Source organism: Actinomadura viridis (genome assembly GCF_015751755.1).
Taxonomy (GTDB): domain Bacteria; phylum Actinomycetota; class Actinomycetes; order Streptosporangiales; family Streptosporangiaceae; genus Spirillospora; species Spirillospora viridis.
In genome coordinates this window covers 754,900-778,357 of sequence record NZ_JADOUA010000001.1, presented here as the reverse complement: position 1 = coordinate 778,357, position 23,458 = coordinate 754,900, and the positions used below count along the sequence as shown (strand labels likewise).

Sequence of the window (23,458 nt, the reverse complement as noted above, 5' to 3'; positions counted from 1 at the left end):
CTCAGCTCCTCGCGGTCAGGTCGTGCGGGCCGAAGGCGTCCGGCAGGACCTCCGACATGGGACGGACACCGCGGACGGTCTCCAGCAGCAGGCCCGGCCCGCCGTGCTCGTACAGCAGCTGGCGGCACCGGCCGCACGGCATCAGCGGATCACCGTTGCGGTCGACCACCGCGACCGCCACCAGGCGGGGCCGGCCCGTCACACCGTCCCCGTACAGGGCGCTGACCAGGCTGCACTCGGCGCACAGCCCGACACCGTAGGAGGCGTTCTCCACGTTGCACCCGGTGATGACCCGGCCGTCGCTGGTCAGCGCCGCCGCCCCGACCGGGAAGCCGGAGTACGGCGCGTACGCGCGGCCCATCGCCGTGCGGGCCGCGGCGCGCAGCCCCGCCCAGTCGATCTCTCCCAAGGTCTCTTCCATCAGGCTCTCCCCCGGATCACCGGCCGCCGGTCAGCGGGCCTCGCCACGACGGTAACGCTGGCCGTTGCTCGCCGGCATCCGCAGCCGCTGGCTGGCCAGGGCCAGCACCAGCAGCGTGGTCAGGTGCGGGGTGAACGACACCAGCTCGCCCGGGACCGAGTCGCTGAGCAGGAACCACACCAGCAGGCCCGCCGCCGCCACCACGGCCAGCGCCGCGCCCACGAAGGCGTTGCGCACCTGGCGCCGGTCCAGGTCGGTGGCGATCTGCGGGCGCAGCCGGTTGCCGCGCACCATCTGCCACACCGCCACGGCCACCAGGATCACGGTGACGAACAGCAGCAGCGCGTGCACCGACTCGCCGCCGCCGCGCACGTTCATCGCGTCGGTGTAGCCGAACAGCAGCGAGCCGGTGGCCATCCCGCCGGGCCGCCAGTTACCGAAGATCATCGCGGCCAGGCCGATGAACCCGCGCCCGCCGGTCTGCCCGTCCTGGTAGACCGGCGACGCCACGGTGACCAGGAACGCGCCGCCCAGGCCCGACAGCGCGCCGGAGATGACCACGGCGGCGTACTTCATCCGGTAGACCTTCACGCCCAGCGACTCGGCCGCGTACGGGTCCTCGCCGCAGGACCGCACCCGCAGCCCGAACGCCGTCCGCCACAGCACGAAGAAGCTGAGCGGGATCAGCAGCAGCGCCAGCAGGGTCAGCAGCGACATCCCGGTGGTGAGGCCACGCAGGATCCCGGCCACGTCCGAGAGGACGAACCAGTGCCGCTGCTCCAGGGCGCCCAGCGCGTCCGGGCTCTTCCAGCCGAAGATCTCCCCGCCCGACAGCACGGGCGCGGTCAGCGTCCCTATGGGTTCCACCGGCGGGGACTGCCGGGGGCCTCCGCCCAGCGCCTTGGCGGCGCCGGTGTTGAAGATCAGCCCGGCCAGGAACTGGGTGAGCCCCAGCCCCAGGATGTTGATCGCCACACCGGACACGATGTGGTCCACGCCGAAGGAGACGGTCGCGACCGCGTGCAGCAGCCCGCCCAGCGCGCCGCCGATGATCCCGGCGACCACCCCGGCCCACGGGCCCCACTGGTAGCCGGCCCATGCCCCGGTCCAGGTACCGAGGATCATCATGCCTTCGAGGCCGATGTTGATGATCCCGGCCCGTTCGGCCCAGAGACCGCCCAGCCCGGCCAGGAAGATCGGCACCGCGAGCCGCAGCGCCGCGCTGACCGTGCCGCTGGAGGTGACGTCGTCGGCGCCGGTCAGCACCCGGACCAGCGACAGCAGCACCAGCAGGGCGGCGCCCAGCATCAGGTAGTGCGGCCAGCGCAGGCGGCTGCCCGCGTTCGCGAGCCTGGCCTTCACCGCGGGGGCGGTGGTGGCGGTGCTCATGACGCCTCCCTGGCCAGGTCGTGTCCGGTGGCGAGCTCGTCGGCCACGGTCCGCTGCTGCAACCGGATCTCCCAGCGCCGCACCAGCTCGTAGACGATGACGACGGTCAGCACGACCACGCCCTGCATCACCCCGACGATCTCCTTGGGCACGTCGACCTCCTGCAGCACGTCGGAGGTCTGGTCGAGGAAGGCGAACAGCAGCGCGGCCAGCGCGATGCCCGCCGGATGGTTGCGGCCCAGCAGCGCCACCGTGATCCCGGTGAAGCCCAGCCCGGCCGGGAAGTTCAGCGAGTACTCGTAGGAGGCGCCGAGCAGCTCGGGCATCCCGATCAGGCCCGCCACCGCGCCGGACGCCACCATCGTGATCACGACCATGCGGCGGGCGCTGACCCCGCTGGCCTGCGCCGCCGTCGGCGACAGCCCGGAGATCTTCAGGTCGAACCCGAACCGGGTGTGGTTGATCACCACCCAGAACACGATCCCGACCACCGCGGCCAGCGGCAGCAGGCCGTACACCTGGCCGGGCAGGTCGGCGAGCGTCGGCGCGACCACCAGGGCGGTCACCGCCACGAACAGCACCGCGCCCACCGCGCCCAGGACCAGCCCGGGGGTGGCGCCGCGACCGGGGTTGGACACCGCCTGGCGGCGGTGCACGGAGTAGATGATGACCGCCGAGCCACCGACGAGGATCAGCGCCAGCCCCGGCCCGGAGAACAGCGCGGTCAGCACGTCGTTGAACGGGCCCACCCGGCCCGCCTCCGGGATCGGCGCGGTCGCGACGTTGTTGCTGCCCGGCCGGACCTCGGCCAGCCGCTGGTCGTTGAGCAGGTACGCGATCAGGCCGGTGGCGATCGCGTTCAGCATGATGGTGGACAGCACCTCGCTGACCCCGCGGGTGACCTTGAGCACGCCCGCGATCGCGGCCCACAGGCCGCCGATCAGCATCGCCGCCACGATCACCAGGAACTGCCCGATCGGGGCGGGCAGGGTCAGCGCGCCGCCGAGCGCGGCCGACAGCATCGCCGCCAGCCGGTACTGGCCGTCCACGCCGATGTTCAGCAGCGCCATCCGGAACCCGATCGCGACCGCGACCGCCGACAGGTAGTAGCGGGTGGCCCGGTTGATGATGTCGACGAGCGAGTTGTCGGTGGTGCCGTAGTCCACCATGCTCGTGATCGAGCTGAACGGGTCGGCCCCGGTGACCCGGAGCAGCACCATCGTGATCAGCAGCGAGATCAGCAGCGCCAGGATCGGCGCGCCGATCCGCAGCCCCAGCCCCCGCGGCCCCAGCCCCTGCATGATCGCCCGCCAGGCCGGCACCTCGGAGCCGGACGCGCCCGCGACCGCCGTCGCGGCCCCGTCCCCGGACGGCTTCGCGGACTTCGCGAGGTTCGCGGGCTGCTCGGACTTCGCAGGCTGCTCGGACTTCGCGGGCTTCTCCGGCCCGCCCTTCTCGCCGGGCCCGCTCATGACGACGCCTCGTTCGCCGCGCCGGTCATCGCGGAGCCGAGCTCCTCGGGGGTGACCGAGCCCGGATCGACCCGCGCGACCAGCCGGCCGCGGAGGATCACGTGCAGGGTGTCGGACATACCGATGAGTTCCTCAAGATCGGCGCTGATCAGCAGGACGGCCAGCCCGGCGGCCCGGGCCTCGCGCAGGTACTCCCAGATGGCGGCCTGGGCGCCGACGTCGATGCCGCGGGTGGGGTGCGCGGCGATCAGCAGCCGCGGCTCGCCGGACATCTCCCGGCCCACGATCAGCTTCTGCTGGTTGCCGCCCGACAGCGCGGCGGCGGGCACGTCGATGCCCGGCGTGCGGACGTCGTACTCGCGCACGATCCGGGTGGTGTCGCGGCGCGCGCCCCGCCGGTCCACCCAGGGGCCGCGCACGTTGGGACGCCGGGTCTGGTGCCCCAGCATCCGGTTCTCCCACAGGGTCCCTTCGAGGATCAGCCCGTGCCGGTGCCGGTCCTCGGGGATGTAGGCGATCCCGGCCTCCCGGCGGCGCCGGGTCGGCCAGTGCGTGATGTCCTCGCCGCCGTAGGCGATCGTCCCGGCGTCGGCGTGCCGGATGCCCATGATCGTCTCGATCAGCTCGCCCTGCCCGTTGCCCTCCACCCCGGCCAGGCCGACGATCTCGCCGCGGCGGATGCGCAGCGACACCCCGTCCACCACGGGACGGCCCTCGGAGGTGAGCACGGTGAGCCCGTCCACCTGGAGCTGGACCTCGTCGGTGACCGTGGAGTCGCGCAGCTCGGGGGTGGGCAGCTCGGAGCCGACCATGAGCTCGGCCAGCCGGCGGGAGGTGACCTCGGCCGGGTCGAGCCTGGTGGCGACGGTGGTGCCGCGGCGCAGCACCGAGATGCTGTCGGCCACCGACAGGACCTCGTCCAGCTTGTGCGAGATGAACAGCACGGTGAGGCCCTCGGCGCGCAGCTCGCGCAGGTTGCCGAACAGCTCGTCGACCTCCTGCGGGACGAGCACCGCCGTGGGCTCGTCCAGGATCAGCACCCGGGCGCCCCGGTAGAGCACCTTCAGGATCTCGACCCGCTGCCGGTCGCCGACGCCCAGCGTCTCCACCATGGCGTCGGGATCGACCCGCAGCCCGTACGCGGCGGACATCTCGGTGATCTTGGCGCGGGCGGCGGCGAAGTCGATCCGGCCGCGGCGCCGGGGCTCGGCGCCCAGGATCACGTTCTCCAGCACGGTCAGGTTGTCGGCCAGCTTGAAGTGCTGGTGGACCATGCCGATGCCGCGGGCGATCGCGTCGGCGGGGCCGCGGAACGACACCTGCTCGCCGTCGATCTCGATGGTGCCCTCGTCCGGCCGCTGCATCCCGTACAGGATCTTCATCAGCGTGGACTTGCCGGCGCCGTTCTCGCCGCACAGCGCGTGGACCTCACCGCGTTCGATGGTGAGGTCGACGTCGCGGTTGGCCACCACACCGGGGAACCGCTTGGTGATCGATGTCAGCCGTACGGCCGGCACCTGGTCGGGCACGAGTGCCCCCTCCTGACTCGTGTCGGCGGTCCCGCCCCGCGCACGCGCGGGCGCGCGGCGCGGGCCGCCGGGCCGTTACGTCCCGGCCGGACCGGATGCCCGGTCCGGTCGGGACGCGTCATGGCTCGCCCGCTCAGGGCTTGGTCGGCACCTGGATCTTGCCGGACACGATCTCGGCCTTGTAGCCGTCCAGCTTGGCCTTGATGTCGTCCACCTTGTTACCGGAGAGCGCGTACCCGACCCCGTCGTTGGTGAGGTCGTACTTCTTGGTCCCGCCCTGGAAGGTGTCCTTGCTGACGGCGCTGACGAAGTCGAACACCGCGACGTCGACGCGCTTCAGCATCGAGGTGAGGATGTAGTCCTTGGCCTCGGCGACCGCAGGCTGGTTGTACTGGTCGGAGTCGACCCCGACGGCCCACTTCTTGGCCGCGCCGGCGGTCTTGATCACGCCGATCCCGGCGCCGCCGGCGGCGTGGTAGATCACGTCCGCGCCCGCGTCCAGCTGGCCCTTGGCCGCCTCGTTGCCCAGCGCCGGGTTCTTGAAGCCGTCGAAGTTCGGCGGCTGGGTGAGGTACTTGGCCGGCAGGACCTTGATGTCCGGGCGGGCGTGCTTGGCGCCCGCCTCGTACCCGGCCTGGAACTTGTGGATCAGCGGCACGTTCACGCCGCCGATGAAGCCGATGGTGCCGGTCTTGGACTTCAGGGCCGCGGCGGCGCCCACCAGGAACGAGCCCTGCTCCTCGGAGAAGCAGGCGCCCATCACGTTGGCGCCCTCGACCTTGCACTGGTCGGCGTCCACGACCAGGAACTTGGTGTCCGGGAAGTCCTTGGCGACCTTGTTGATCGCGTTGGTGTAGGCGAAGCCCACGCCGATGACCGGGTTGTACTTCTTGTTCGCCAGCAGCCGCAGGCGCGACTCCTTGTCGGCGTCCGGCTCGTCGGGCTTGGCGGAGATCTCCTCCGTCGTGATGTTGAGGTCCTTCTTGACCCGGTCCAGGCCCGCCGCCGCCGAGTCGTTGAACGACTGGTCACCGCGGCCGCCGATGTCGAAGGCCAGCCCGACCTTCAGCGTCTGCTTGCCGTCTCCCCCGGCACCCGCGTCGTCGGCCTTCTTCCCACCGCATGCCGCAGCGCCGAGCGTCAGCGCTGCGCTCGTCGCGGTGACGAGCGAGATCTTCAGTGCACGGCGCAACGTAGCGCTCCTTCCGTTCCCCTGAAATCGATCGGGACGCTACATTGCAAAACTCGGAAAACGCCCACCGTGCACCGATTCGCAACGCGTCCGTTACCAAGGTGTAGGGAAGAATCGCCACAGGTCAGGACACGGACCGCTCCTCCCGGGAACGGCCCTCATCAGGCCAGGGCCGCACCCTCCACGGGCTCGGACTCGCCCTGGCGCCCGCCGTCCCACAGCGCGGTGAGCGCGGTGGCGGTCAGGACCCGGACGCCGACCCCGATGCAGCTCTCGTCCACGTCGAAGTCGCCGCGGTGCAGGTCGTACTCGGTCGCCGAACCCGGGGTGCGCACCCCGAGCCGGGCCAGCGCGCCCGGGATCGACTCCAGGTACCAGCCGAAGTCCTCGCCGCCCAGGCTCTGCGGGGTGGGCACCGCCGCCTCGTCCCCGATCACCTGCGCCGCCGCGTCCCGGAACATCTGGACGCTGGCGGCCTCGTTGACCGTGGGCGGCACGCCGCGGACGTACTCCAGGGACGCCTCCACGTCGTAGGCGGCGGCCACCGAGTGCAGCAGCGCCTTCATCATCTCCGGCGCCCGGTGCCACGCCTCGTCGTCCAGGCAGCGGACGGTGCCCTCGGCGATGCCGTCGTCGGGGATCGCGTTGGCCACCGATCCCGCCGCCACCCGCCCCCACACCAGCGACAGGCTGGAGCGCGGGTCGACCCGGCGGGACAGCGCCGAGGGCAGCTCGGTCACGATCTTGGCCAGCGCGTACACCAGGTCGGCGGTCAGGTGGGGGCGGGCGGTGTGCCCGCCCGGCCCGGTCACCTTCACGTACACCTTGTCGCAGGCCGCCGTGATCGGGCCGGTGCGCAGGCCCAGCTGCCCCACCTCGATGCGGGGGTCGCAGTGCAGCGCGAACGCGCGGTCGACCCCGGCGATGCCGCCGGCCGCCATCACGTCCAGCGCGCCGCCCGGGGTCTCCTCGGCGGGCTGGAACAGCAGCCGCACCCGGCCGGGCAGCAGCCCCGCCCGGGCCTGCTGGGCCAGGAAGAGCCCCGCGCCCAGCACCATCGCGGTGTGCACGTCGTGGCCGCAGGCGTGCGCAACGCCCGGCACCGTGGAGCGGTACGCGACGTCCTTCTCGTCCTGGAGGGGCAGCGCGTCGATGTCGGCGCGCAGCGCGACCGTCGGACCCTCCTCGGGGCCGATGTCGCAGATCAGGCCGGTGCCGCGGGGCAGGATCCGGGGCCGCAGCCCGGCCTCGGCCAGCCGCTCGGCGATGCGCCGGGTGGTGCGGTGCTCGGCGTACCCCAGCTCGGGGTACATGTGCAGGTCACGGCGGAAGCCGATCAGCGACTCGCCGGCGCGTGCCAGGAACGCGTCGAGCTGGAGCTGCAAGGCGGCCCCGCCCGGCCCGGCGAGACGGGCCGGGCGCGGTGCGGCGCCACCGCCGTCCTCGGCGCGCTCGCCCGCCGCCGGGACGGAGGGTGGTTCAAGCCCGGGCATCACCTCGGGTGCCGGTTGGGTCATGTGCGCCCCCTGCGCGTTGGCGGAGCCGGAAGGCGTCCGCCCGGTGGTCTGTTGGGTGCTGCGTCCGGTGCGCTCGTGGCCCCGGGCGGGGTCGCCGCGGCCCGCCGCTCCGGCGGGGTCGGGGTCGTCAGGTCCCGGCATGGGCCACCTCCCCGAATGTGACGAACCTGTCCTGGGCGAGCTCCATGACCGCCGCGTCGACCATGTCCGGGACCGAGCCGCCCTCGGCGCGGATCGCGCGCTGGCGTTCGTACGGCGCCCCGTACTCCAGGACCTCGCCGGCGACCTTGAGCTCCTCGGCGCAGCCGAGCCGGTCCGCCACCGGCTCCAGCTCGCGGATCAGCTCGTAGAGATCGTCGCGGAGCGGAGCGGTGCCACCCGCGTCGTCGGTGATGACGATGGCGTCGAGTCCGTACCGGGTGGCGCGCCACTTGTTGTCGCGTACCACCCAGGCGGCCGGCCGCGGCAGCGTGTAGCCGCGGTCGAGCTGCTGTTCGAAGAGCGTGACCAGGCACTGGCACAGTGCCGCGGCCATGCCCACTTCCCGCAGGGTGGGGATCCCGTCGAACATCCGGATCTCGACGGTGCCGAAATCAGGATGCGGGCGGATGTCCCACCACACCTCCTTGATACTGCGGATGGTACCCGCACGCAGCAAGGTGTCCATGTAATCCTCGAACGCCGCCCAGTCGTCCAACAGGTGGGGCGGCCCGGCCGTGGGGAGCTGGCCGAAGACCACGGCGCGGCTGGAGGCCAGGCCGGTGTCGTTGCCGCTCCAGTACGGGCTGGAGGCGGTGAGGGCGAGGAAATGCGGCAGGTAGGCCGAGAGCGCGTTGACGATGGGGATGGCCTTGGCCCCGTCGGTCACCCCGACGTGGACGTGCACGCCGAAGGTCTGGATGCGGCGGGCCAGCCACTGCATCTGCTCGACCAGGTCGGCGTACCGCTGGACGGGGGCCATGACCGCGTCCCGCCAGTCGCTGATGGGGTGGGTGCCCGTGCAGGCCAGGGTGATGCCGAGCCCGGCGGCGGCGGTGCGCAGCTCGGCCAGCGTCGCGGACAGGTCGGCGGTGGCCTGCCCCACGGTGTGGGAGATATCGGTCACCACCTCGACCGTGGACTCCATGAGCTCGTGCCGGACCTTCGGATTGTCACCGCCCTCACTGAGCGAGGGCAGGGCGGCCAGCACCTCGCGGGCGTCCTGCCGCAGGTGCCGGGTCTCCGCGTCGACGAGCTGGAGCTCCCACTCAACGCCCAGCGTCGCGCCGCGCGACGGCTTGAAGTCAATGGCCACGGCCAACCTCCGTCCACAATCCTCGCAGGTCGATGCGTGGCACGTGGCGCAATTCAGCCAGCGGGTCCCTGAGCCTGGACAAACGCCTGATCCAGTTCCGGGGTATCACACTCCATGATGGCGCCCAGTGCCGCCACCCCGTGGGAAACCATGCCCTTGGCGGATCATTTGACTCGTCCGGGCGGGCGCCGATCACGCGCCGTCACTCTTTTCGGTCATCCACCTCCCAGTCTGACATGACCCAAAGGGACTAGTCCGTCGGCCCGGAACCTACTATGACCACTCTAGGTGACATATGCATATCAGAGAGTGTTGGTGGGGATATTGGCGCTATGACCGCTTCCGTGGGGGGCCGCGCCGGCTCCCTGCCGGAAGCGGCCGGAACGGCGACCGGAACGTCGTTTACGCCCTAGCGTCGGGGATTCGGCGCCGGGGTCGCTTCTTCTCCGGATTCGTCGCTTGATCTTCTACTCTTCTGGGGGTCATGAGCATGAACAGGGCGACCGGGAACGAGGGGTGGCGCGATCGTGCGAGCACAGTCACCGGGTACGCCGCCGCCGGCGGCACCGCGAGCGGCACGCGCTCACCGAGCTCACCGGGGAACGTGCCGGTGAGGCGCCGTGAACGCGCCGCCGCGGCGCTCACGCTCCCGCTGGTCACCGCGTCCCTCCTCGCCCCCGCGGGCGCGGCGTCCGCCGCCCCGGCGGCCCCGGCGGGGCCGGAGGCACTGCCCGCGGGCGCGCGCACCTCGCCCGTCACCCCGCCCGGCGCCTCCCCCGCCACCGCGCCCGGCCCGTCCGAGCCGCTCGGCGGTGCCCAGCTCGGCGGCAAGGGCGTGGTCGTCGACCGGCAGGCGGGCGTCCCCGCCGCCCCGAAGATCAAAGCGTCCTCGTATCTCATCGCCGACGGCGACACCGGCGAGGTGCTCGCGGCCAAGGACGCGCACGGCCACTACCTGCCGGCCAGCACCCTCAAGGCGCTCACCACGCTGGCCCTGGTCCGCAGGCTCGACCCGGCCGCGGTGGTCCGGCCGACCCAGGAGACCTGCGACGTCGAGGGCACCAAGGTCGGCATGACGCCGAAGATGGAGTACAAGGTCTCCGACCTGTTCCACGCCCTGATGATGATGTCGGCCAACGACGCGGCGCTCGCGCTCGCGCAGGCCAACGGGGGCCTGGAGAAGACCCTGGCCGACATGAACGCCGAGGCGCGCCGGATCAACGCCCGCGACACCCTGGCCGGATCGCCCAACGGCCTGGACAAGGACCTCGGGCTCAGCGTCAAGACCCAGCACACCTCGGCCTACGACCTGGCGCTGATCCTGCGCGAGGGGCTGAAGATCCCCGCCTTCCGCACGTACATGGAGACCATCGACCACCACTTCCCGGCGCCTCCCACCAAGAAGGAGCGCAAGCGCGGCAAGAAGGTCGGCGGCTACCCCATCCACACCCACAACCGGATGCTCCCGGGGCAGTCGCACGAGTACAAGGGCATGATCGGCGGCAAGAACGGCTACACGATCGCCGCCCACCAGACCTTCGTGGCGGCGGCCCGCCGGGACGGCCACACGATCATCATCTCGCTGATGCGGGCCGACGAGCCGCCCTCCCGCTACGCCGCCAAGCTGCTGGACTGGGGCTTCGCGGCACGCGGGAAGGTGCGGCCGGTCGGCACGCTGGTCCCGCCCGGCGACCTGACCCCCAAGAAGAAGGACGGCGACGCGGGCGGCGTGCTGCCCACCAACCCGCTGACCCAGGACGACTCCGCCGGGGGCTGGGGGCTGCTGCTCGCCGGAGGGGCCGGAGCCGCCGCGGTGGCCGGAGGGCTGCTGTTCCTGGTGGCACGGCGGCGCCGTGGCCAGGAGGCCGGCGCGGCCCCCGACCCGCTGCCGCCCGCCCCGTACGACGAGTCGATTCCCTGACCTGTTTCAAAGTCCCGGCCGCCCTAACTAAGTCCCGGCGCTACGTTCCTGCCGCGCCCAGGCGTCCCGCGCTGGCCGCGGGACGGTTGGGCGGGGCCGGGGCCTCAGGTCCGTCCGCCTCGGGGAGCGTCCCGGCCGGGTCCGCCTCCTCGGGCGCGTCCACGCTGAGCACCGCCGACCGGGTCGCCGTCCAGGCGGCCACGACGAGCAGGAAGCGGGACACGATGTTGATCCACACCATCAGCCCGACCAGCACGGCGAACGAGGCGTACACCGGGTTGTCGGTGACGCGGCCCAGCAGCAGCGCCGCGGCCTGTTTGAGCACCTCGAAGCCCAGCGCGCCGAACAGAGCGCCCCGGAAGATCGTCCGCCAGGGCGCGCGGGTCCCCGACAGCCGGGAGAACAGCATCAGGAAGACCAGCGTGTCGAAGGTGATCGCCACCGCCAGCGACAGCAGCCGCAGCGCGGTGCCCGCGCCGGTGACCTCGTCCAGCCCCAGCCAGCCCAGCATGAGGTGCGAGGCCGAGGTGGTGAGCGCCGTGACCGCCATGCCGGTGACGAGGACGGCGCCCAGGAACGCCAGCACGCCCGCGTCCCAGAGCTTCGTCAGGAAGAAGTTGCCCTCGGGCTGCGGCTCGTTGCCCCAGATCTCGCGCAGCGACTCGCGGAGCATCTGAACGCAGCCGAGCCCGGCCACCAGGAGGCCGGCCAGCCCGACCAGCCCCACCGCGATCTTGGACCGGGCGATCTGCTCGACCTGGAGCCGGTCCGCGAGGCCGGGCAGCAGCGAGTTGACCGCGCGGACGAAGTAGTCGCGGGCCTCGTCGCTCACCCCGACCAGGTAGCCCAGCAGCGCGTACGCCAGCGCCAGCAGCGGGAAGAACGCCAGGAACCCGTAGCAGGTCAGCGCCGCGGCCAGCCGGTCACCGCGGCGGTCCTGGTAGCGCTCGAAGGCGCGGGCGAGGTGGTCGAACCACCTCCACCGTTCCCGCCCGGCGCGCAGCATCCCCGCACCGCCCTCCCGCGCGGCGGTGACGCGGTCGCCGGTTTTGCCGATGATCTGGCGCATGCACGCGAATGTACCCAGCTTGGGGTGGTCGATGCTCCCCCGGGTGATCGGGTGGTCACCCGCTGCCGGGGGCGGCGAACGCGAAGTGGCGCCGGGGCCGCCAGACGCCGTCGGCGCCGTGCTCGTACAGCGAGAAGCCGCGGACCTCGAACGCCGCCTCGTACCCGGCGAGGTCCTTGAAGGCCCGGTCCATGACCTCCTCGGGCAGGTGGTGCGCCACCGTCACGTGCGGGTGGTACGGGAAGGGCAGCTCGGCGGCGAGCGGGCCGGCCATCACCCGGCTCTGCAGCCGCTCGCAGCCCCCGATCCCCTCGGCCAGCGCGATGAACACCACCGGCGAGACCGGGCGGAACGTGGCGGTGCCGCGCAGCCTGATCCCGAACGGCTGCTCGGTGCCCGCGACCTCCCGGAGGTGGTCCTCGATCACGCCCAGCGCGTCCGCGCCGACCTCGGTGGGCGGCACCAGCGTGATGTGGGTCGGGATCGCATGGGCGAGCGGATCGCCGAGAGCCCCCCGCAGGCGCTGCAGCTGGGCGCCGTACGGGTCCGGGATCGGGATCGCCACCCCGATCGTGCGCGAGGGCTCAGTGGCCACGTCCCGCGAATCCCACGCGTTCACGCACGACCTCCATCGTCCGCCGGGCGACCTCGCCCGCCCGCGCGGCGCCCTCGTCCAGGACGCGGTCCAGCTGGTCCTGGTCGTCCAGTAGCTTGAGGGCCCGCTCGCGGATCGGTGTGAAGGTGTCCAGGACCAGCGCGGCGAGGTCCTTCTTGAACTGCCCGTACCCGGCACCCTCGTAGCGACGCTCCAGATCGGCGATCGGTGCGCCGTCGAGCGCGGAGTAGATGCGCAGGAGGTTGGTGACGCCCGCCTTGTTCTCCTCGTCGTAGCGGACCTCGGTGCCGGTGTCGGTGACCGCGCGCATGATCTTCTTGCGCATCGGGCCGGGCTCCTCCAGCACGTCGATGATGCCCTGCGGCGAGGAGGCCGACTTGCTCATCTTGGCGGTCGGCTCCTGGAGGTCGGTGATCTTCGCGGCGTTCTCGGGGATGTACGCCTCGGGCAGCACGAACGTGTCGCCGAACCGGTGGTTGAACCGCTGCGCCAGGGTGCGGGTGAGCTCCAGGTGCTGCCGCTGGTCCTCGCCGACCGGGACCTGGAACACGCGCTCGCCGGGGCCCGGCTCGGGCGTGTAGAGGAGGATGTCGGCGGCCTGCAGGATCGGGTAGGTGAACAGGCCGACGGTGGTGCCGCCGGTGCCCTGCTTGGCCGACTTGTCCTTGAACTGGGTCATCCGGCCGGCCTCGCCGAACCCGGTGATGCAGCCCAGCACCCAGGCCAGCTCGGCGTGCTCGGGGACCTGGCTCTGCACGAACAGGGTGGCCCGTTCGGGGTCCAGGCCCATCGCCAGCAGCTGCGCGACCGCCACCCGGGTGCGGCGGCGCAGCGTCGCGGGGTCGTGCTCGACCGTGATCGCGTGCAGGTCGACCACGCAGTAGAACGCCTGGTGGGTGTCCTGGAGCGCGACCCACTGCCGCAGCGCGCCGAGGTAGTTGCCGAGGTGGAAGGAGTCGGCGGTCGGCTGGATGCCGGACAGCACGCGCGGGGTCGCGGTGCCGGCCTCGGCACCGGTCACGGCACTGGCGGGGTTGGACGCTTCGGACATGGTCACGGTTCGATTCTCTCAGGTCTCTCGGGGGACGGCGTCACCGGCGGGGCGCCCTCGGGGGCGCGGGCGCCGGAGGCTCCGTCGGCGGACGGTTCCGATCGGCGGCGCGGGGCCGGGCGGCCGGCGGCCGGGCGGCCGGATCCGCGGCGCGTGGCGAGGGCGTGAGGGGCTCCGGTGCGATCGTCCATGGCCGGGGTCCGTTCTCCTCCACGCCGCCGGGCCGCGAGGCCGTCCAGGCTACCGGTTCGCCCGTCCCCGGCCGGGGTTCCGGATAGCCTGGACGGCGTCTCCGCAGGCGGGCCCTCGCACCCGGTGTCCCCGCGACATCGTCCGAACGAAACACACGACCAGGAGGTCTTTCTGTGAAGCTGCTCGTCACCGGAGGAGCCGGCTACATCGGCAGCGTCGTCTCCGCCCAGCTGCTGGAGGCAGGGCACGAGGTGGTCGTGCTCGACGACCTGTCCACCGGGCACGAGGACGCGGTCCCGGAGGGCGCCCGGCTGGTCCGGGGCACGCTGCGGGACGAGGCGCCGCGGGTGCTGGAGGGCGCGGGCTTCGACGCGGTCCTGCACTTCGCGGCCAAGTCCCTGGTGGGCGAGTCGGTGGAGAAGCCGTGGCTCTACTGGGACAAGAACCTGGGCGAGTCGCTGGCCCTGCTGGACGCGATGCGCGTCGCCGGGGTGCGCCGGATCGTCTTCTCGTCCACGGCGGCGACCTACGGCGAGCCGGAGTCCACGCCGATCGTGGAGACCGACCCGACCCGGCCCACCAACCCCTACGGCGCGACCAAGCTGGCGATCGACACCACGCTCGCCGAGTACGCCCGGCTGTTCGGCATCGGCGGCGTCTCGCTGCGCTACTTCAACGTCGCCGGGGCCCGGCTCGCGGGGGACGGCGGCCAGGGCGAGCGGCACACCGTGGAGACCCACCTGATCCCCAACGTGCTGAAGGTCGCGCTGGGCGAGCGGGAGGCGGTCAACGTGTTCGGCGACGACTACCCGACGCCGGACGGCACCTGCCTGCGCGACTACATCCACGTGGTCGACCTCGGCCTGGCGCACCTGCTGGCGCTGGAGGCGTGCGCGCCCGGCACCCACCAGATCTTCAACCTCGGCAACGGCAGCGGGTTCTCGGTCCGGGAGGTCGTCGAGGTGTGCCGCGAGGTGACCGGCCACCCGATCCCGATGGAGGTGGGCGCCCGGCGGCCCGGCGACCCGGCGGTGCTGGTGGCCTCGTCCGACAAGATCAGGTCGGAGCTGGGCTGGAAGCCCGAGCGGGACCTGCGCGCGATGGTCGCCGACGCCTGGACCTTCCTCCGGTCCCGATGACCTCCGCGCCCGCCGCCCCCGGCGACCGCGACCGCGCCGAGCCGCTCGCCGCCGCGTTCACCGAGGCGTACCGCCGTCCCCCCGAGGGCGTCTGGCACGCCCCCGGGCGGATCAACGTCATCGGCGAGCACACCGACTACAACGACGGCCTCGTCCTGCCGTTCGCACTGGGCCGGGGCGTCTCGGTGGCCGCGGCACGGCGCGACGACGGCGTGCTGGAGGTGCGGTCGCTGCAGTTCGCCGGTATCCGCGGCGAAGCGAGGGATGGCGGCGCGGCGCGTGCCGGGGATTCTGGGGGGTCGTCGGGGCCGTCCTCCCGGAACGACGGTGAAACCGGTCTTTCTGTCCCTCTCGACGGGTTCGGGCCGGACGCCGTCCGGGGATGGTCGGAGCGCGAGCGGTGGGCGGCCTACCCGGTCGGCGTGGCCGCGCTCCTGCGGGAGCTCGGCATCGGGGGCGCCTCGCTGCTGTTCGATTCCGATCTGCCGTGGGGCGCCGGGCTGTCCTCCTCGGCGGCGCTGGAATGCGCGACCGCGCTGGCGCTGTGCGACCTGTACGGGCGGGACGACCTGGCGTCCGACCGCGCCGGGCTGGCCCGCCTGGCCCAGCGGGCCGAGCACGAGTACGTGGGCGTGCCCTGCGGGCTCATGGACCAGGCGGCGTCCCTGCTGTGCACGGCGGGGCACGCCCTGATGCTCGACTGCCGCACCGGGCTGTCCGCGCAGGTGCCGCTGGACCTGCCCGGCAAGGGGCTGACGCTGCTGGTCGTCGACACCGGCGTCCGGCACGACCTCGCCGGCGGTGACCACCTGCCCGGCGGCGGGTACGGGCGGCGCCGGGCCGAGTGCGAGCGGGCCGCCGCGCTGCTGGGCGTCCCGGCGCTCCGGGACGTGAAGGACCTCGCCGCCGCGCTGTCCCGCCTGGACGACCCGGTGCTGCGCCGCCGCACGCAGCACGTGGTCACCGAGAACCACCGGGTCGAGGCGACCGCCGGGCTGCTGCGCGCCGGGGCGGAGACCGAGCTGGGGGCCATGCTGACGGCGTCCCACCTGTCGCTGCGCGACCAGTACGAGGTGTCGTGGCCGGAGGCCGACCTGACGGTCGAGGCGGCGCTGAGGGCGGGCGCCCGCGGCGGGCGGATGGTCGGCGGCGGGTTCGGCGGCTCGGTCATCGTGCTCGCGGCGTCCGGCCGGGCCGAGGGCGTCCGGGACGCGATCACCGCCGCGTACCGGGCACGCGGCCTCGCCGACCCCGGCTTCCTGGAGGCCGTTCCCGCGCCGGGGGCCCGCCGCCTGGCACCCGGCTGACCGGAAGGGCCGGGTGCCGGGCGGCGCCACCGCACCGCCGCGTCAGGCCAGGGCGGACTCGATCTCGCCGCGCAGCCGCGTCGCGGTCTCCGCCGCGTCCTTCTCGTCCAGTTCCCCGAAGGCGGCGATCGCCGCGTCCACCCGCTCCAGCGCCTCGTCGAGCCGGCCGACCTCGGCCAGCAGGCGGGCCTCGTCGTAGGACACCCGCCCGGTCTCCCAGGTGATCGCCGCCGGGTTGGCCGCGGGAAGGTCGGCGAGGGCGGCACGCGCCCGTTCCATCTGCGCCAGGCCCTCCTCCGGCCGGCGGCTCCAGAGGCGGCACAGCCCGGCCTGCCTGCGGGTCCGGACGACGCCGTACGGGTCCCCGGCGGCGGCGAACGTGTCCGCGGCCGTCTCGAACCGCTCGGCGGCCAGGCCGTCCTTGTCGAGCCGGGTGAGCACCTCACCGGCCATCTCCAGCAGCCGCGCGGCCGACGCCGTGTCCTCGCCCTGCTCCCCGGACAGCTCGGTGAACAGGTCGGCGGCCTGCTCCTCGCCCAGCTCCGCCTGCGCGTGCGCGAGCAGCAGCCGGCCCCTGCGGTGGGCGTCGGGGTCGTCGAGCCGGGACAGGATCGCCACCGCCTCCTCGGCCGTCTCCGCCGCCTCCAGGTGCCTGCCGGTCGCGTAGTAGCCGTTGGCCAGGTCAAGGCGCGCGTACGCGGCCTGGACGGTGGCGCCCAGGGCGGTGAACGCGGCGACCGCCTCGACCGAGTCGGGGACGGAGTCCACCGGGCGGTCCAGCGACAGCAGCAGGGTGCCGCGCTCGGCGTGCGTGATCGCGGTCAGCCGCGGGTCGGCGGTGGCCCGCGCGGACGAGACGGCCTCGTCGAGCACCGCCAGCGCCTCGTTCAGGATCTCCTCGCCCTCGGGCGTCCGGTGCCCCCGGTGGGCGAGCAGCGTGCCCAGCATCAGCGACGCCTCCGCCAGCGGAGCCATGTCGCCGCTCTCGCGCAGGGCGGCACGGGCCTCCTCCAGGGCGGGCGCGGCGGCGTCGGCGTCCCCCAGCGCGTACATGAGCCGGGCGCGCATCAGCGCGAGGTCGCCGGTGTCGCCGGGCGTGGCGGGGACGAGGCCGTCCAGGGCCGTCAGGGCCTCCTGCGGCCGCTCGGCGTTCAGGAGGGCCCCCGCCAGCCGCATCCGGGCGGCGAACGCCCGCTTGGTGCCGGCGGCGTGCTCGTCCAAATAGGCCACGGCGTCCCGCAGCAGCGCGAACCCCTCGTCGAGCCGGCCCTGGCCGCAGTGGATCGTCCCGGCGCGGCCGAGCGCGGCGTGCCGCGCCACCTCGTCGCCGGCCTCCTCGTACAGCTCGGCGGCGCGCAGCCAGTCGGCCAGCGCCGCGTCGGGGTCGTCCTCGGCGAACCGCTCCACCCCGCGCCCGTCGACCCGCCGCGCCCGCTGCGCCACGGTCAGGGAGGCGTCCCCGGCCAGCTCGTCGAAGCGCCGCCACGCCGCGCCCGCCCGGTCGATCCGGCCCGCCGACCACTCCTCCTCGCCGATGTCGAGGAGCGCGTCGAGGTCGTCGACGTCCGCGTGGCCGGGGATCTCCTCGGGGGCGGGCGCCGGGACCGCGACGCTCACCGGGTGGCGGTCGTACTGCGTCAGCGGCAGGTGGTCGACCAGCGGCTCGGCCTCCAGGAGCGCCCGGACGAGACCGCTCTGGTGCTCGTTGCCGTTGCGGGCGTCGAACCTGGCGGCCAGCTCCAGCGCGCGCGTGGTCAGCTCGGCGCGCAGGTCACCGACGGCCACCTCCGCCGGTCCCGCGGGCTCGGCCGCGTCCGGCGCCTCGCCGTCCCCGCCGGGACGCGCGATCGCCAGCTCGCCGTGCCCCGCCTCCTCCACCCGGCGCAGCAGCAGCGCCGCCGCGGCGGAGAAGCGCATGTCCGCGTACGGGCTGGGGGCGCGGTCCAGCCAGCCCAGATGGCGCTGGACGATCTCCAGCCCGCGGGCCTCGTTGCCGGTCCGGGCGCAGAACTCCACGTGGTCGCCGATGTAGCCCAGCTCGTTCAGCCGGGCCCGCATCAGGCGGTACGCGCGCAGGTGGGCGTTGCGGGCCTCCTCCAGCCGTCCCGTCCGCAGGAAGACCGGCAGCAGGCTGCTGAGGATGGACTGGGGCTGCTCGGCGCAGTTCAGCTCCTCCCGCAGGACCGGCTCGGAGACGGCCAGCGCCTCGTCGTCGCGGCCCCGCCAGCCCAGGTAGGACGCCTTGCCGCTCGGGTCGCAGCCGGCGCAGTCCGACAGCTCGTCGCGCGGGGTGGTGTGCCACAGCGCGAACCAGCGGTCGGCGGCGCCGTCGTTGCCGAGATGCTGGGCGATGCGGGTCCGCCTGCCGTAGACCGCCTGGAGGCTGTGCCCGCCCGCCTTGTAGCGGCGCTCCATGTCGTCCAGCACCGAACGGGTGCGGTCCAGCGGCACCTCGGGGAACTGCGTGAGCGAGTACGCGATCCACTTGAACTGCCACAGCAGCCGGTGCTCGGCCGACGGCCCCAGGCCCGCGGGGTCCGCGTCGTACTCGGCCAGGCAGCGGCTGAACGTGGTGAACGTCTTGATCGGCTCGCCGCCGAACTGGTACGCGCTGCCGAGCTCCATCCGCACCTGGAAGGTCAGCGCGGCGTCGCCGGTCTCCTCCGCGCGGCGCAGCGCCTCCTCGGTCAGGACGGTGCGCGCCTCGCCGTAGGGCAGGGCGTACGCCCGCTCCATCAGCTCCTGGACCTGCTCAAGACTCACTTGGTGTCTCCTGGCTCGTGCCCGTCCGAACCGTGCATGGCCCACTCCAGCAGGCCGAGGAACGAGCGGTTCAGCGCCGCGGTGTCGGCGGGGCGCAACGGATGCTGGCCGAACAGCAGGGCCTGCCCGTACAGGCCCTGGACCGCGAGCTCGATCAGGCCCTCCCCGGTCAGGGAGGTGACCCTGCGCGCCAGCGGATTGCGGTGGTTGAGCACCAGCTGCGGCCGGTCGGCGTCGACCGCGCCGTTCAACGCGCCCAGCACGTCCGACCACAGGTCGTCGGCCATCTCCCGGGCCTCCGCCATCTCCGCCTGGTGCCGGGCGGAACGGCTGGTGAGGTACAGCGCGGGCAGGGACGCCGGGTCGAAGTCGCGGATCACCACCTCGCAGCCGAGCCGTTCCACCGCCCGCTGCGCCGCGGCCAGGAACGGCCGCAGGGCCAGCTCCGCCGCGGGGTCGAGCACCCCGAAGTGGGTGGTCAGCTCGGACGGGTCCAGGCGGCGCAGCCGGGCGCCGGGATCGATGCCGGCGAGCCGCTCGATGATCTCGGTGTCGTGCACGTAGCCGCCGTTGACCAGCCCGACGCCCTGCGCGCCCGACACCGCCGACAGCCGCCGGAACTCCTCCACGCTGGTCACGTAGCGGGGGTCGGCGTGCCGCCGCCGGAACTCCGCCAGCGTCATGGGCCCGGCCGAGGTCTCGAACTCCAGCCAGCGGTCCACGATGCGCAGCATGTCGTCGTCGTGCAGCGCCATCGCCTTGACGCCGAGCTGGTGCAGCCGCAGGAAGCCGCGCAGGCGGCCCGGGTCGGTCTCGGCCAGCCGGACCAGCCACTGGCGCAGCCGCTCGCCCAGCGCGTCCCGGGTGGTCTCCAGCAGCTCGTCCTCGTAGAGCGCCTCACGGCTCGCCGTCGGCCGCAGCTCGCCCGCGTCCACCACGCAGCGCACGAAGAACGCCCACTCGGGGAGCAGCCCCTCCACGTTCTCGGCCAGCAGCATCCGCTTGAGGTAGACCCGGTGCGCGCCGCGGGCGGTCGGCGCGACCGGCTGCGGCAGCACGAAGGCGACGCCGGTCAGCCCGGCCTCGGGCACCTCCAGGTCGATGACGTCGAACGGCTCGAACCCGTACAGCTCCCGGCAGTAGGCGTCCAGGGCGCGGCGGCGGCGGGCGGGGTCGGGATGCGCGGCCCGCCAGGGCGGCCCGTCCCCGGTGACCGGGACGCCGTCGACGGTCAGCCCGATCGGCAGCAGCGACCCGTACGACCGCGCCAGCCCCTGGACGATCTCCGGGGCGAGCAGCTCGGCGGACCCGGGGCGGGGACGCAGCGTGACCGTGGTGCCCGGCGCGTCCCGCTCGGCGGGCTCGACCGTGTAGCGGCCGTCGGCGAAACCCCTCCAGCGGACGGCCGCGGGCGGTTCTCCCCCGCCGTCGCCTGTATCGCCACCGGCCCCTCCGCCGGGGCGCGCGGAGCGGGTGACGACCTCGATCTCGTCGGCGACCAGGAAGCCCGACAGGAGCCCGATGCCGAACTGGCCGAGGAAGTCGTGGCGGGCGAAGCCCAGCTCGTCGCGCTTGGAGGAGCGGCCGATGGTGGCCAGCAGCCGGTGCACCTCCTCCTCGGTGAGGCCGACCCCGTCGTCGTGCACCCGCAGCACGCCGCCGCCGGTCTCGATCCGGACCGTCCCGGGCGCGCCGGCCGGGCCGCGCGCCGTGATGGCGTCCACCGCGTTCTGGAGCAGCTCCCGCAGGTAGACCCGCGGGCTGGAGTAGAGATGCCTGCTCAGCAGGTCCACCACGCCACGAAGATCTACCTGAAACGCCTGTTCCACGCCGCCGTCCCTTCGCCCGCCCGATGCCCGCGTCCCGCCCGCTCCAGCGCATGGGGCGGCGGGCGGCGGGACGACCAGTCAGCCTAGCCGCGGAACAACCCCATAACCGCCGATTCCACCTGCCGTCCCCACGCCGTGAACGGCGGCGAGCCCCGGACGCCGCGGTCCGGGGCTCGCGCGAGCCGTTCGCAGTGGTACGGGTCAGATCAGGCCGAGCTTGCGGACGCTGTCGCGCTCCTCGGCCAGCTCCGCCACGGAGGCGTCGATCCGCGCCCGGGAGAAGTCGTCGATCTCCAGGCCCTGCACGATCTCCCACTCGCCGCCCCGGGTGGTCACCGGGAACGAGGAGATCAGGCCCTCGGGCACACCGTAGGAGCCGTCCGACACCACGGCCATGGAGGTCCAGTCGCCCTCCGCCGTGCCGTGCACCCAGGTGTGCACGTGGTCGACGGCGGCCGACGCGGCCGAGGCGGCCGAGGACGCGCCGCGGGCCTCGATGATGGCGGCGCCGCGCTTGGCCACGGTCGGGATGAAGTCGTTCTCCAGCCACGCCTGGTCGTTCACGGTCTCGGCGGCGCTCTTGCCGGCGATCTCGGCGTGGACGATGTCGGGGTACTGGGTGGCCGAGTGGTTGCCCCAGATGGTCATCTTCTTGATGTCGGAGACCGTCACGCCCGCCTTCTTCGACAGCTGCGCGAGCGCCCGGTTGTGGTCCAGCCGGGTCATGGCGGTGAAGCGCGCGGCGGGGACGTCCGGGGCGTGCTGCTGGGCGATGAGCGCGTTGGTGTTGGCCGGGTTGCCGACCACGAGGACCTTGACGTCGTCGGCGGCGCCGGCGTTGATCGCCTCGCCCTGCGGCTTGAAGATGCCGCCGTTGGCCTCCAGCAGGTCACCGCGCTCCATGCCCTTGGTCCGGGGCCGGGCGCCGACCAGCAGCGCGACGTTGACGCCGTCGAACGCCTTCACGGGGTCGTCGAAGATGTCCACCCCGTCCAGCAGCGGGAAGGCGCAGTCGTCCAGCTCCATGGCGGTGCCCTCGGCCGCCTTGACCGCCTGCGGGATCTCCAGCAGGCGCAGGCGTACGGGGGTGTCGGCGCCCATGAGCTGGCCGGACGCGATACGGAAGAGCAGCGCGTAGCCGATCTGGCCGGCGGCGCCGGTGACGGTGACGTTGACTGGGGTGCGGGTCATTGCCTCTTCTTCTCCTGTGACCGGACGGGCTCAGGCGGCCATCCCTCGTTCTCGAACCCGACCGTCCGAGAGCGACCACCACGCGGGTTCTCTCGTCGTCGAGATATTCCACCGGCCAGGCTATCGCGCGCCGCCGCGTCCGGGGCGGGCAGGTACGGCGGGAACGGCGCAGGCCGCCCCGGGGTCCCCGGGACGGCCTGCGCACCGCTGCCCGCGCGGAGCGGGCGAGGGCTGGAAGGTCAGCCGTTCATCTTCTTCTGGAGGTTGGTGTCCAGCGCCTCCAGGAACTCCTGGGTGGTCAGCCAGGGCGTGTCCCTGCCGACGAGCAGGGCCAGGTCCTTGGTCATCTGGCCGCCCTCGACGGTCTCCACGCACACCCTCTCCAGGGCGTCGGCGAAGCCGGCGACCTCGGGGGTGCTGTCGAGCTTGCCGCGGTGCTGGAGGCCGCGGGTCCACGCGAAGATCGAGGCGATCGGGTTGGTGGAGGTCGGCTTGCCCTGCTGGTGCTGCCGGTAGTGCCGGGTCACCGTGCCGTGCGCGGCCTCGGCCTCGACGGTCTTGCCGTCCGGCGTCATCAGCACGGAGGTCATCAGGCCGAGCGACCCGAAGCCCTGGGCCAGGGTGTCGGACTGCACGTCACCGTCGTAGTTCTTGGCCGCCCAGACGAAGCCGCCGTCCCACTTGAGCGCGGCGGCGACCATGTCGTCGATCAGCCGGTGCTCGTAGGTCAGGCCCTTGGCCTCGAAGTCGGCCTTGAACTCGGCGTCGTAGATCTCCTGGAAGAGGTCCTTGAACCGGCCGTCGTAGGCCTTGAGGATGGTGTTCTTCGTCGACATGTACAGCGGCATCTCGCGGCTGAGCGCGTACCGCATGGTGGTCCGGGCGAAGTCCCGGATCGAGTCGTCGTAGTTGTACATCCCCATGGCGACGCCGCCGCCGGGGAACTTGGCGACCTCGAACTCCATCGGCTCGGAGCCGTCCTCGGGCGTGTAGGTGATCGTCACCGTGCCCGGGCCCGGCACCACGAAGTCGGTGGCGCGGTACTGGTCGCCGTGCGCGTGCCGGCCGATGATGATCGGCTTGGTCCAGCCCGGAACGAGCCGCGGGATGTTGGAGGCCACGATCGGCTCCCGGAACACCACGCCGCCGAGGATGTTGCGGATCGTTCCATTGGGGGAACGCCACATCTTCTTGAGGCCGAACTCCTCGACGCGGGCCTCGTCGGGGGTGATGGTGGCGCACTTGACGCCGACGCCGTACTGCTTGATGGCGTTGGCGGCGTCGACCGTGACCTGGTCATCGGTCGCGTCCCGATGCTCGATCCCGAGGTCGTAGTACTTCAGGTCGACGTCGAGGTAGGGCAGGATCAACTGGTCCTTGATGAATTTCCAGATGATCCGCGTCATTTCGTCGCCGTCGAGCTCGACGACCGGGGCCGCTACTTTGATCTTGGGCATGCTGTTGCTGTCCCTTTCCTACACCGGCCAGCAGTCCTTGTAAGGCTCAACTGCGAAGGCTATCCGAGAGTGTCCGGAGGTCTAGACCTGACCTCGACCCGGGCTTGAC

At 72.9% G+C, this 23,458-nt stretch carries 17 protein-coding genes; 3 read left to right on the top strand and 14 right to left on the bottom strand.

Annotation, left to right across the window (positions count from 1 at the left end; genetic code table 11):
* Window position 1: 1 nt before the first annotated feature.
* The 7 genes from IW256_RS03495 to IW256_RS03465 form a co-directional block, all read right to left on the bottom strand.
* A complete protein-coding gene (locus IW256_RS03495) occupies window positions 2-421 on the bottom strand; it encodes a cytidine deaminase (RefSeq protein ID WP_197009566.1) in 420 nt (139 codons plus the stop codon).
* Between the two features lie 30 nt (window positions 422-451).
* Window positions 452-1,810: an ABC transporter permease gene (locus IW256_RS03490; RefSeq protein ID WP_197009565.1), complete on the bottom strand. Its 1,359-nt coding sequence runs from the start codon at window positions 1,808-1,810 to the stop codon at window positions 452-454.
* Window positions 1,807-3,282 (bottom strand): ABC transporter permease, encoded by a 1,476-nt coding sequence (locus IW256_RS03485; RefSeq protein WP_231403632.1) that lies wholly within the window; start codon window positions 3,280-3,282, stop codon window positions 1,807-1,809. The genes IW256_RS03490 and IW256_RS03485 overlap by 4 nt, the downstream gene beginning before the upstream one ends.
* Window positions 3,279-4,811 (bottom strand): ABC transporter ATP-binding protein, encoded by a 1,533-nt coding sequence (locus tag IW256_RS03480; RefSeq protein WP_197009564.1) that lies wholly within the window; start codon window positions 4,809-4,811, stop codon window positions 3,279-3,281. The genes IW256_RS03485 and IW256_RS03480 overlap by 4 nt, the downstream gene beginning before the upstream one ends.
* A gap of 133 nt (window positions 4,812-4,944) precedes the next feature.
* Window positions 4,945-6,003 (bottom strand): BMP family lipoprotein, encoded by a 1,059-nt coding sequence (locus IW256_RS03475; RefSeq protein WP_231403631.1) that lies wholly within the window; start codon window positions 6,001-6,003, stop codon window positions 4,945-4,947.
* Window positions 6,004-6,164: 161 nt separating this feature from the next.
* Complete coding sequence (locus IW256_RS03470; RefSeq protein ID WP_231403630.1) at window positions 6,165-7,661, bottom strand: amidohydrolase; 1,497 nt, start codon at window positions 7,659-7,661, stop codon at window positions 6,165-6,167.
* Entirely contained in the window at window positions 7,648-8,814 is a 1,167-nt protein-coding gene (locus tag IW256_RS03465; RefSeq protein WP_197009563.1) for a glutamate--cysteine ligase, read from the bottom strand. Before IW256_RS03465 ends, IW256_RS03470 begins: the two co-directional genes overlap by 14 nt.
* Before the next feature lie 484 nt (window positions 8,815-9,298).
* Here IW256_RS03465 and IW256_RS03460 point away from each other — a divergent pair, with 484 nt between their 5' ends.
* Window positions 9,299-10,735: a D-alanyl-D-alanine carboxypeptidase family protein gene (locus IW256_RS03460; RefSeq protein WP_231403628.1), complete on the top strand. Its 1,437-nt coding sequence runs from the start codon at window positions 9,299-9,301 to the stop codon at window positions 10,733-10,735.
* A 40-nt stretch (window positions 10,736-10,775) separates the two neighbouring features.
* Here IW256_RS03460 and IW256_RS03455 read toward each other — a convergent pair whose 3' ends face one another.
* Genes IW256_RS03455 through trpS form a run of 3 tightly spaced genes read right to left on the bottom strand, consistent with a single transcriptional unit; the run spans window position 10,776 to window position 13,471 of the window.
* Entirely contained in the window at window positions 10,776-11,804 is a 1,029-nt protein-coding gene (locus tag IW256_RS03455; protein WP_197009562.1) for a YihY/virulence factor BrkB family protein, read from the bottom strand.
* Window positions 11,805-11,859: 55 nt separating this feature from the next.
* Window positions 11,860-12,399, bottom strand: coding sequence for a 2'-5' RNA ligase family protein (locus IW256_RS03450; RefSeq protein ID WP_307828723.1), 540 nt, complete (start codon window positions 12,397-12,399; stop codon window positions 11,860-11,862).
* Entirely contained in the window at window positions 12,389-13,471 is a 1,083-nt protein-coding gene (gene trpS, locus IW256_RS03445) for a tryptophan--tRNA ligase (RefSeq protein ID WP_197016067.1), read from the bottom strand. The genes IW256_RS03450 and trpS overlap by 11 nt, the downstream gene beginning before the upstream one ends.
* Window positions 13,472-13,836: 365 nt before the next feature.
* Here trpS and galE point away from each other — a divergent pair, with 365 nt between their 5' ends.
* A complete protein-coding gene (gene galE, locus IW256_RS03440; protein ID WP_197009561.1) occupies window positions 13,837-14,802 on the top strand; it encodes a UDP-glucose 4-epimerase GalE in 966 nt (321 codons plus the stop codon).
* Complete coding sequence (locus IW256_RS03435) at window positions 14,799-16,109, top strand: galactokinase (RefSeq protein WP_197009560.1); 1,311 nt, start codon at window positions 14,799-14,801, stop codon at window positions 16,107-16,109. The genes galE and IW256_RS03435 overlap by 4 nt, the downstream gene beginning before the upstream one ends.
* 42 nt (window positions 16,110-16,151) lie before the next feature.
* On the opposite strand, the gene IW256_RS03430 is transcribed toward IW256_RS03435, so the two are convergent.
* The 4 genes from IW256_RS03430 to IW256_RS03415 form a co-directional block, all read right to left on the bottom strand.
* Window positions 16,152-18,872: a tetratricopeptide repeat protein gene (locus tag IW256_RS03430; protein WP_197009559.1), complete on the bottom strand. Its 2,721-nt coding sequence runs from the start codon at window positions 18,870-18,872 to the stop codon at window positions 16,152-16,154.
* On the bottom strand, window positions 18,869-20,701 hold the full coding sequence (locus IW256_RS03425; RefSeq protein ID WP_197009558.1) for an HSP90 family protein: 1,833 nt from the start codon (window positions 20,699-20,701) through the stop codon (window positions 18,869-18,871). The genes IW256_RS03430 and IW256_RS03425 overlap by 4 nt, the downstream gene beginning before the upstream one ends.
* Before the next feature lie 201 nt (window positions 20,702-20,902).
* Window positions 20,903-21,892, bottom strand: coding sequence for a malate dehydrogenase (locus IW256_RS03420; RefSeq protein ID WP_197009557.1), 990 nt, complete (start codon window positions 21,890-21,892; stop codon window positions 20,903-20,905).
* 239 nt (window positions 21,893-22,131) lie between these two features.
* The gene (locus IW256_RS03415) at window positions 22,132-23,349 is read right to left on the bottom strand and encodes an NADP-dependent isocitrate dehydrogenase (RefSeq protein ID WP_197009556.1); all 1,218 of its coding nucleotides are present in this window, start codon (window positions 23,347-23,349) and stop codon (window positions 22,132-22,134) included.
* Between the last annotated feature and the right edge of the window lie 109 nt (window positions 23,350-23,458).

What these genes read in the sequence shown, in the direction of transcription:
- IW256_RS03495 (WP_197009566.1), bottom strand. Translation starts at nt 421, where the DNA reads ATGGAAGAGACCTTGGGAGAGATCGACTGGGCGGGGCTGCGCGCCGCG.
- IW256_RS03490 (WP_197009565.1), bottom strand. Translation starts at nt 1,810, where the DNA reads ATGAGCACCGCCACCACCGCCCCCGCGGTGAAGGCCAGGCTCGCGAAC.
- IW256_RS03485 (WP_231403632.1), bottom strand. Translation starts at nt 3,282, where the DNA reads ATGAGCGGGCCCGGCGAGAAGGGCGGGCCGGAGAAGCCCGCGAAGTCC.
- IW256_RS03470 (WP_231403630.1), bottom strand. Translation starts at nt 7,661, where the DNA reads ATGCCGGGACCTGACGACCCCGACCCCGCCGGAGCGGCGGGCCGCGGC.
- IW256_RS03460 (WP_231403628.1), top strand. Translation starts at nt 9,299, where the DNA reads ATGAGCATGAACAGGGCGACCGGGAACGAGGGGTGGCGCGATCGTGCG.
- IW256_RS03455 (WP_197009562.1), bottom strand. Translation starts at nt 11,804, where the DNA reads ATGCGCCAGATCATCGGCAAAACCGGCGACCGCGTCACCGCCGCGCGG.
- trpS (WP_197016067.1), bottom strand. Translation starts at nt 13,471, where the DNA reads ATGTCCGAAGCGTCCAACCCCGCCAGTGCCGTGACCGGTGCCGAGGCC.
- IW256_RS03435 (WP_197009560.1), top strand. Translation starts at nt 14,799, where the DNA reads ATGACCTCCGCGCCCGCCGCCCCCGGCGACCGCGACCGCGCCGAGCCG.
- IW256_RS03420 (WP_197009557.1), bottom strand. Translation starts at nt 21,892, where the DNA reads ATGACCCGCACCCCAGTCAACGTCACCGTCACCGGCGCCGCCGGCCAG.
- IW256_RS03415 (WP_197009556.1), bottom strand. Translation starts at nt 23,349, where the DNA reads ATGCCCAAGATCAAAGTAGCGGCCCCGGTCGTCGAGCTCGACGGCGAC.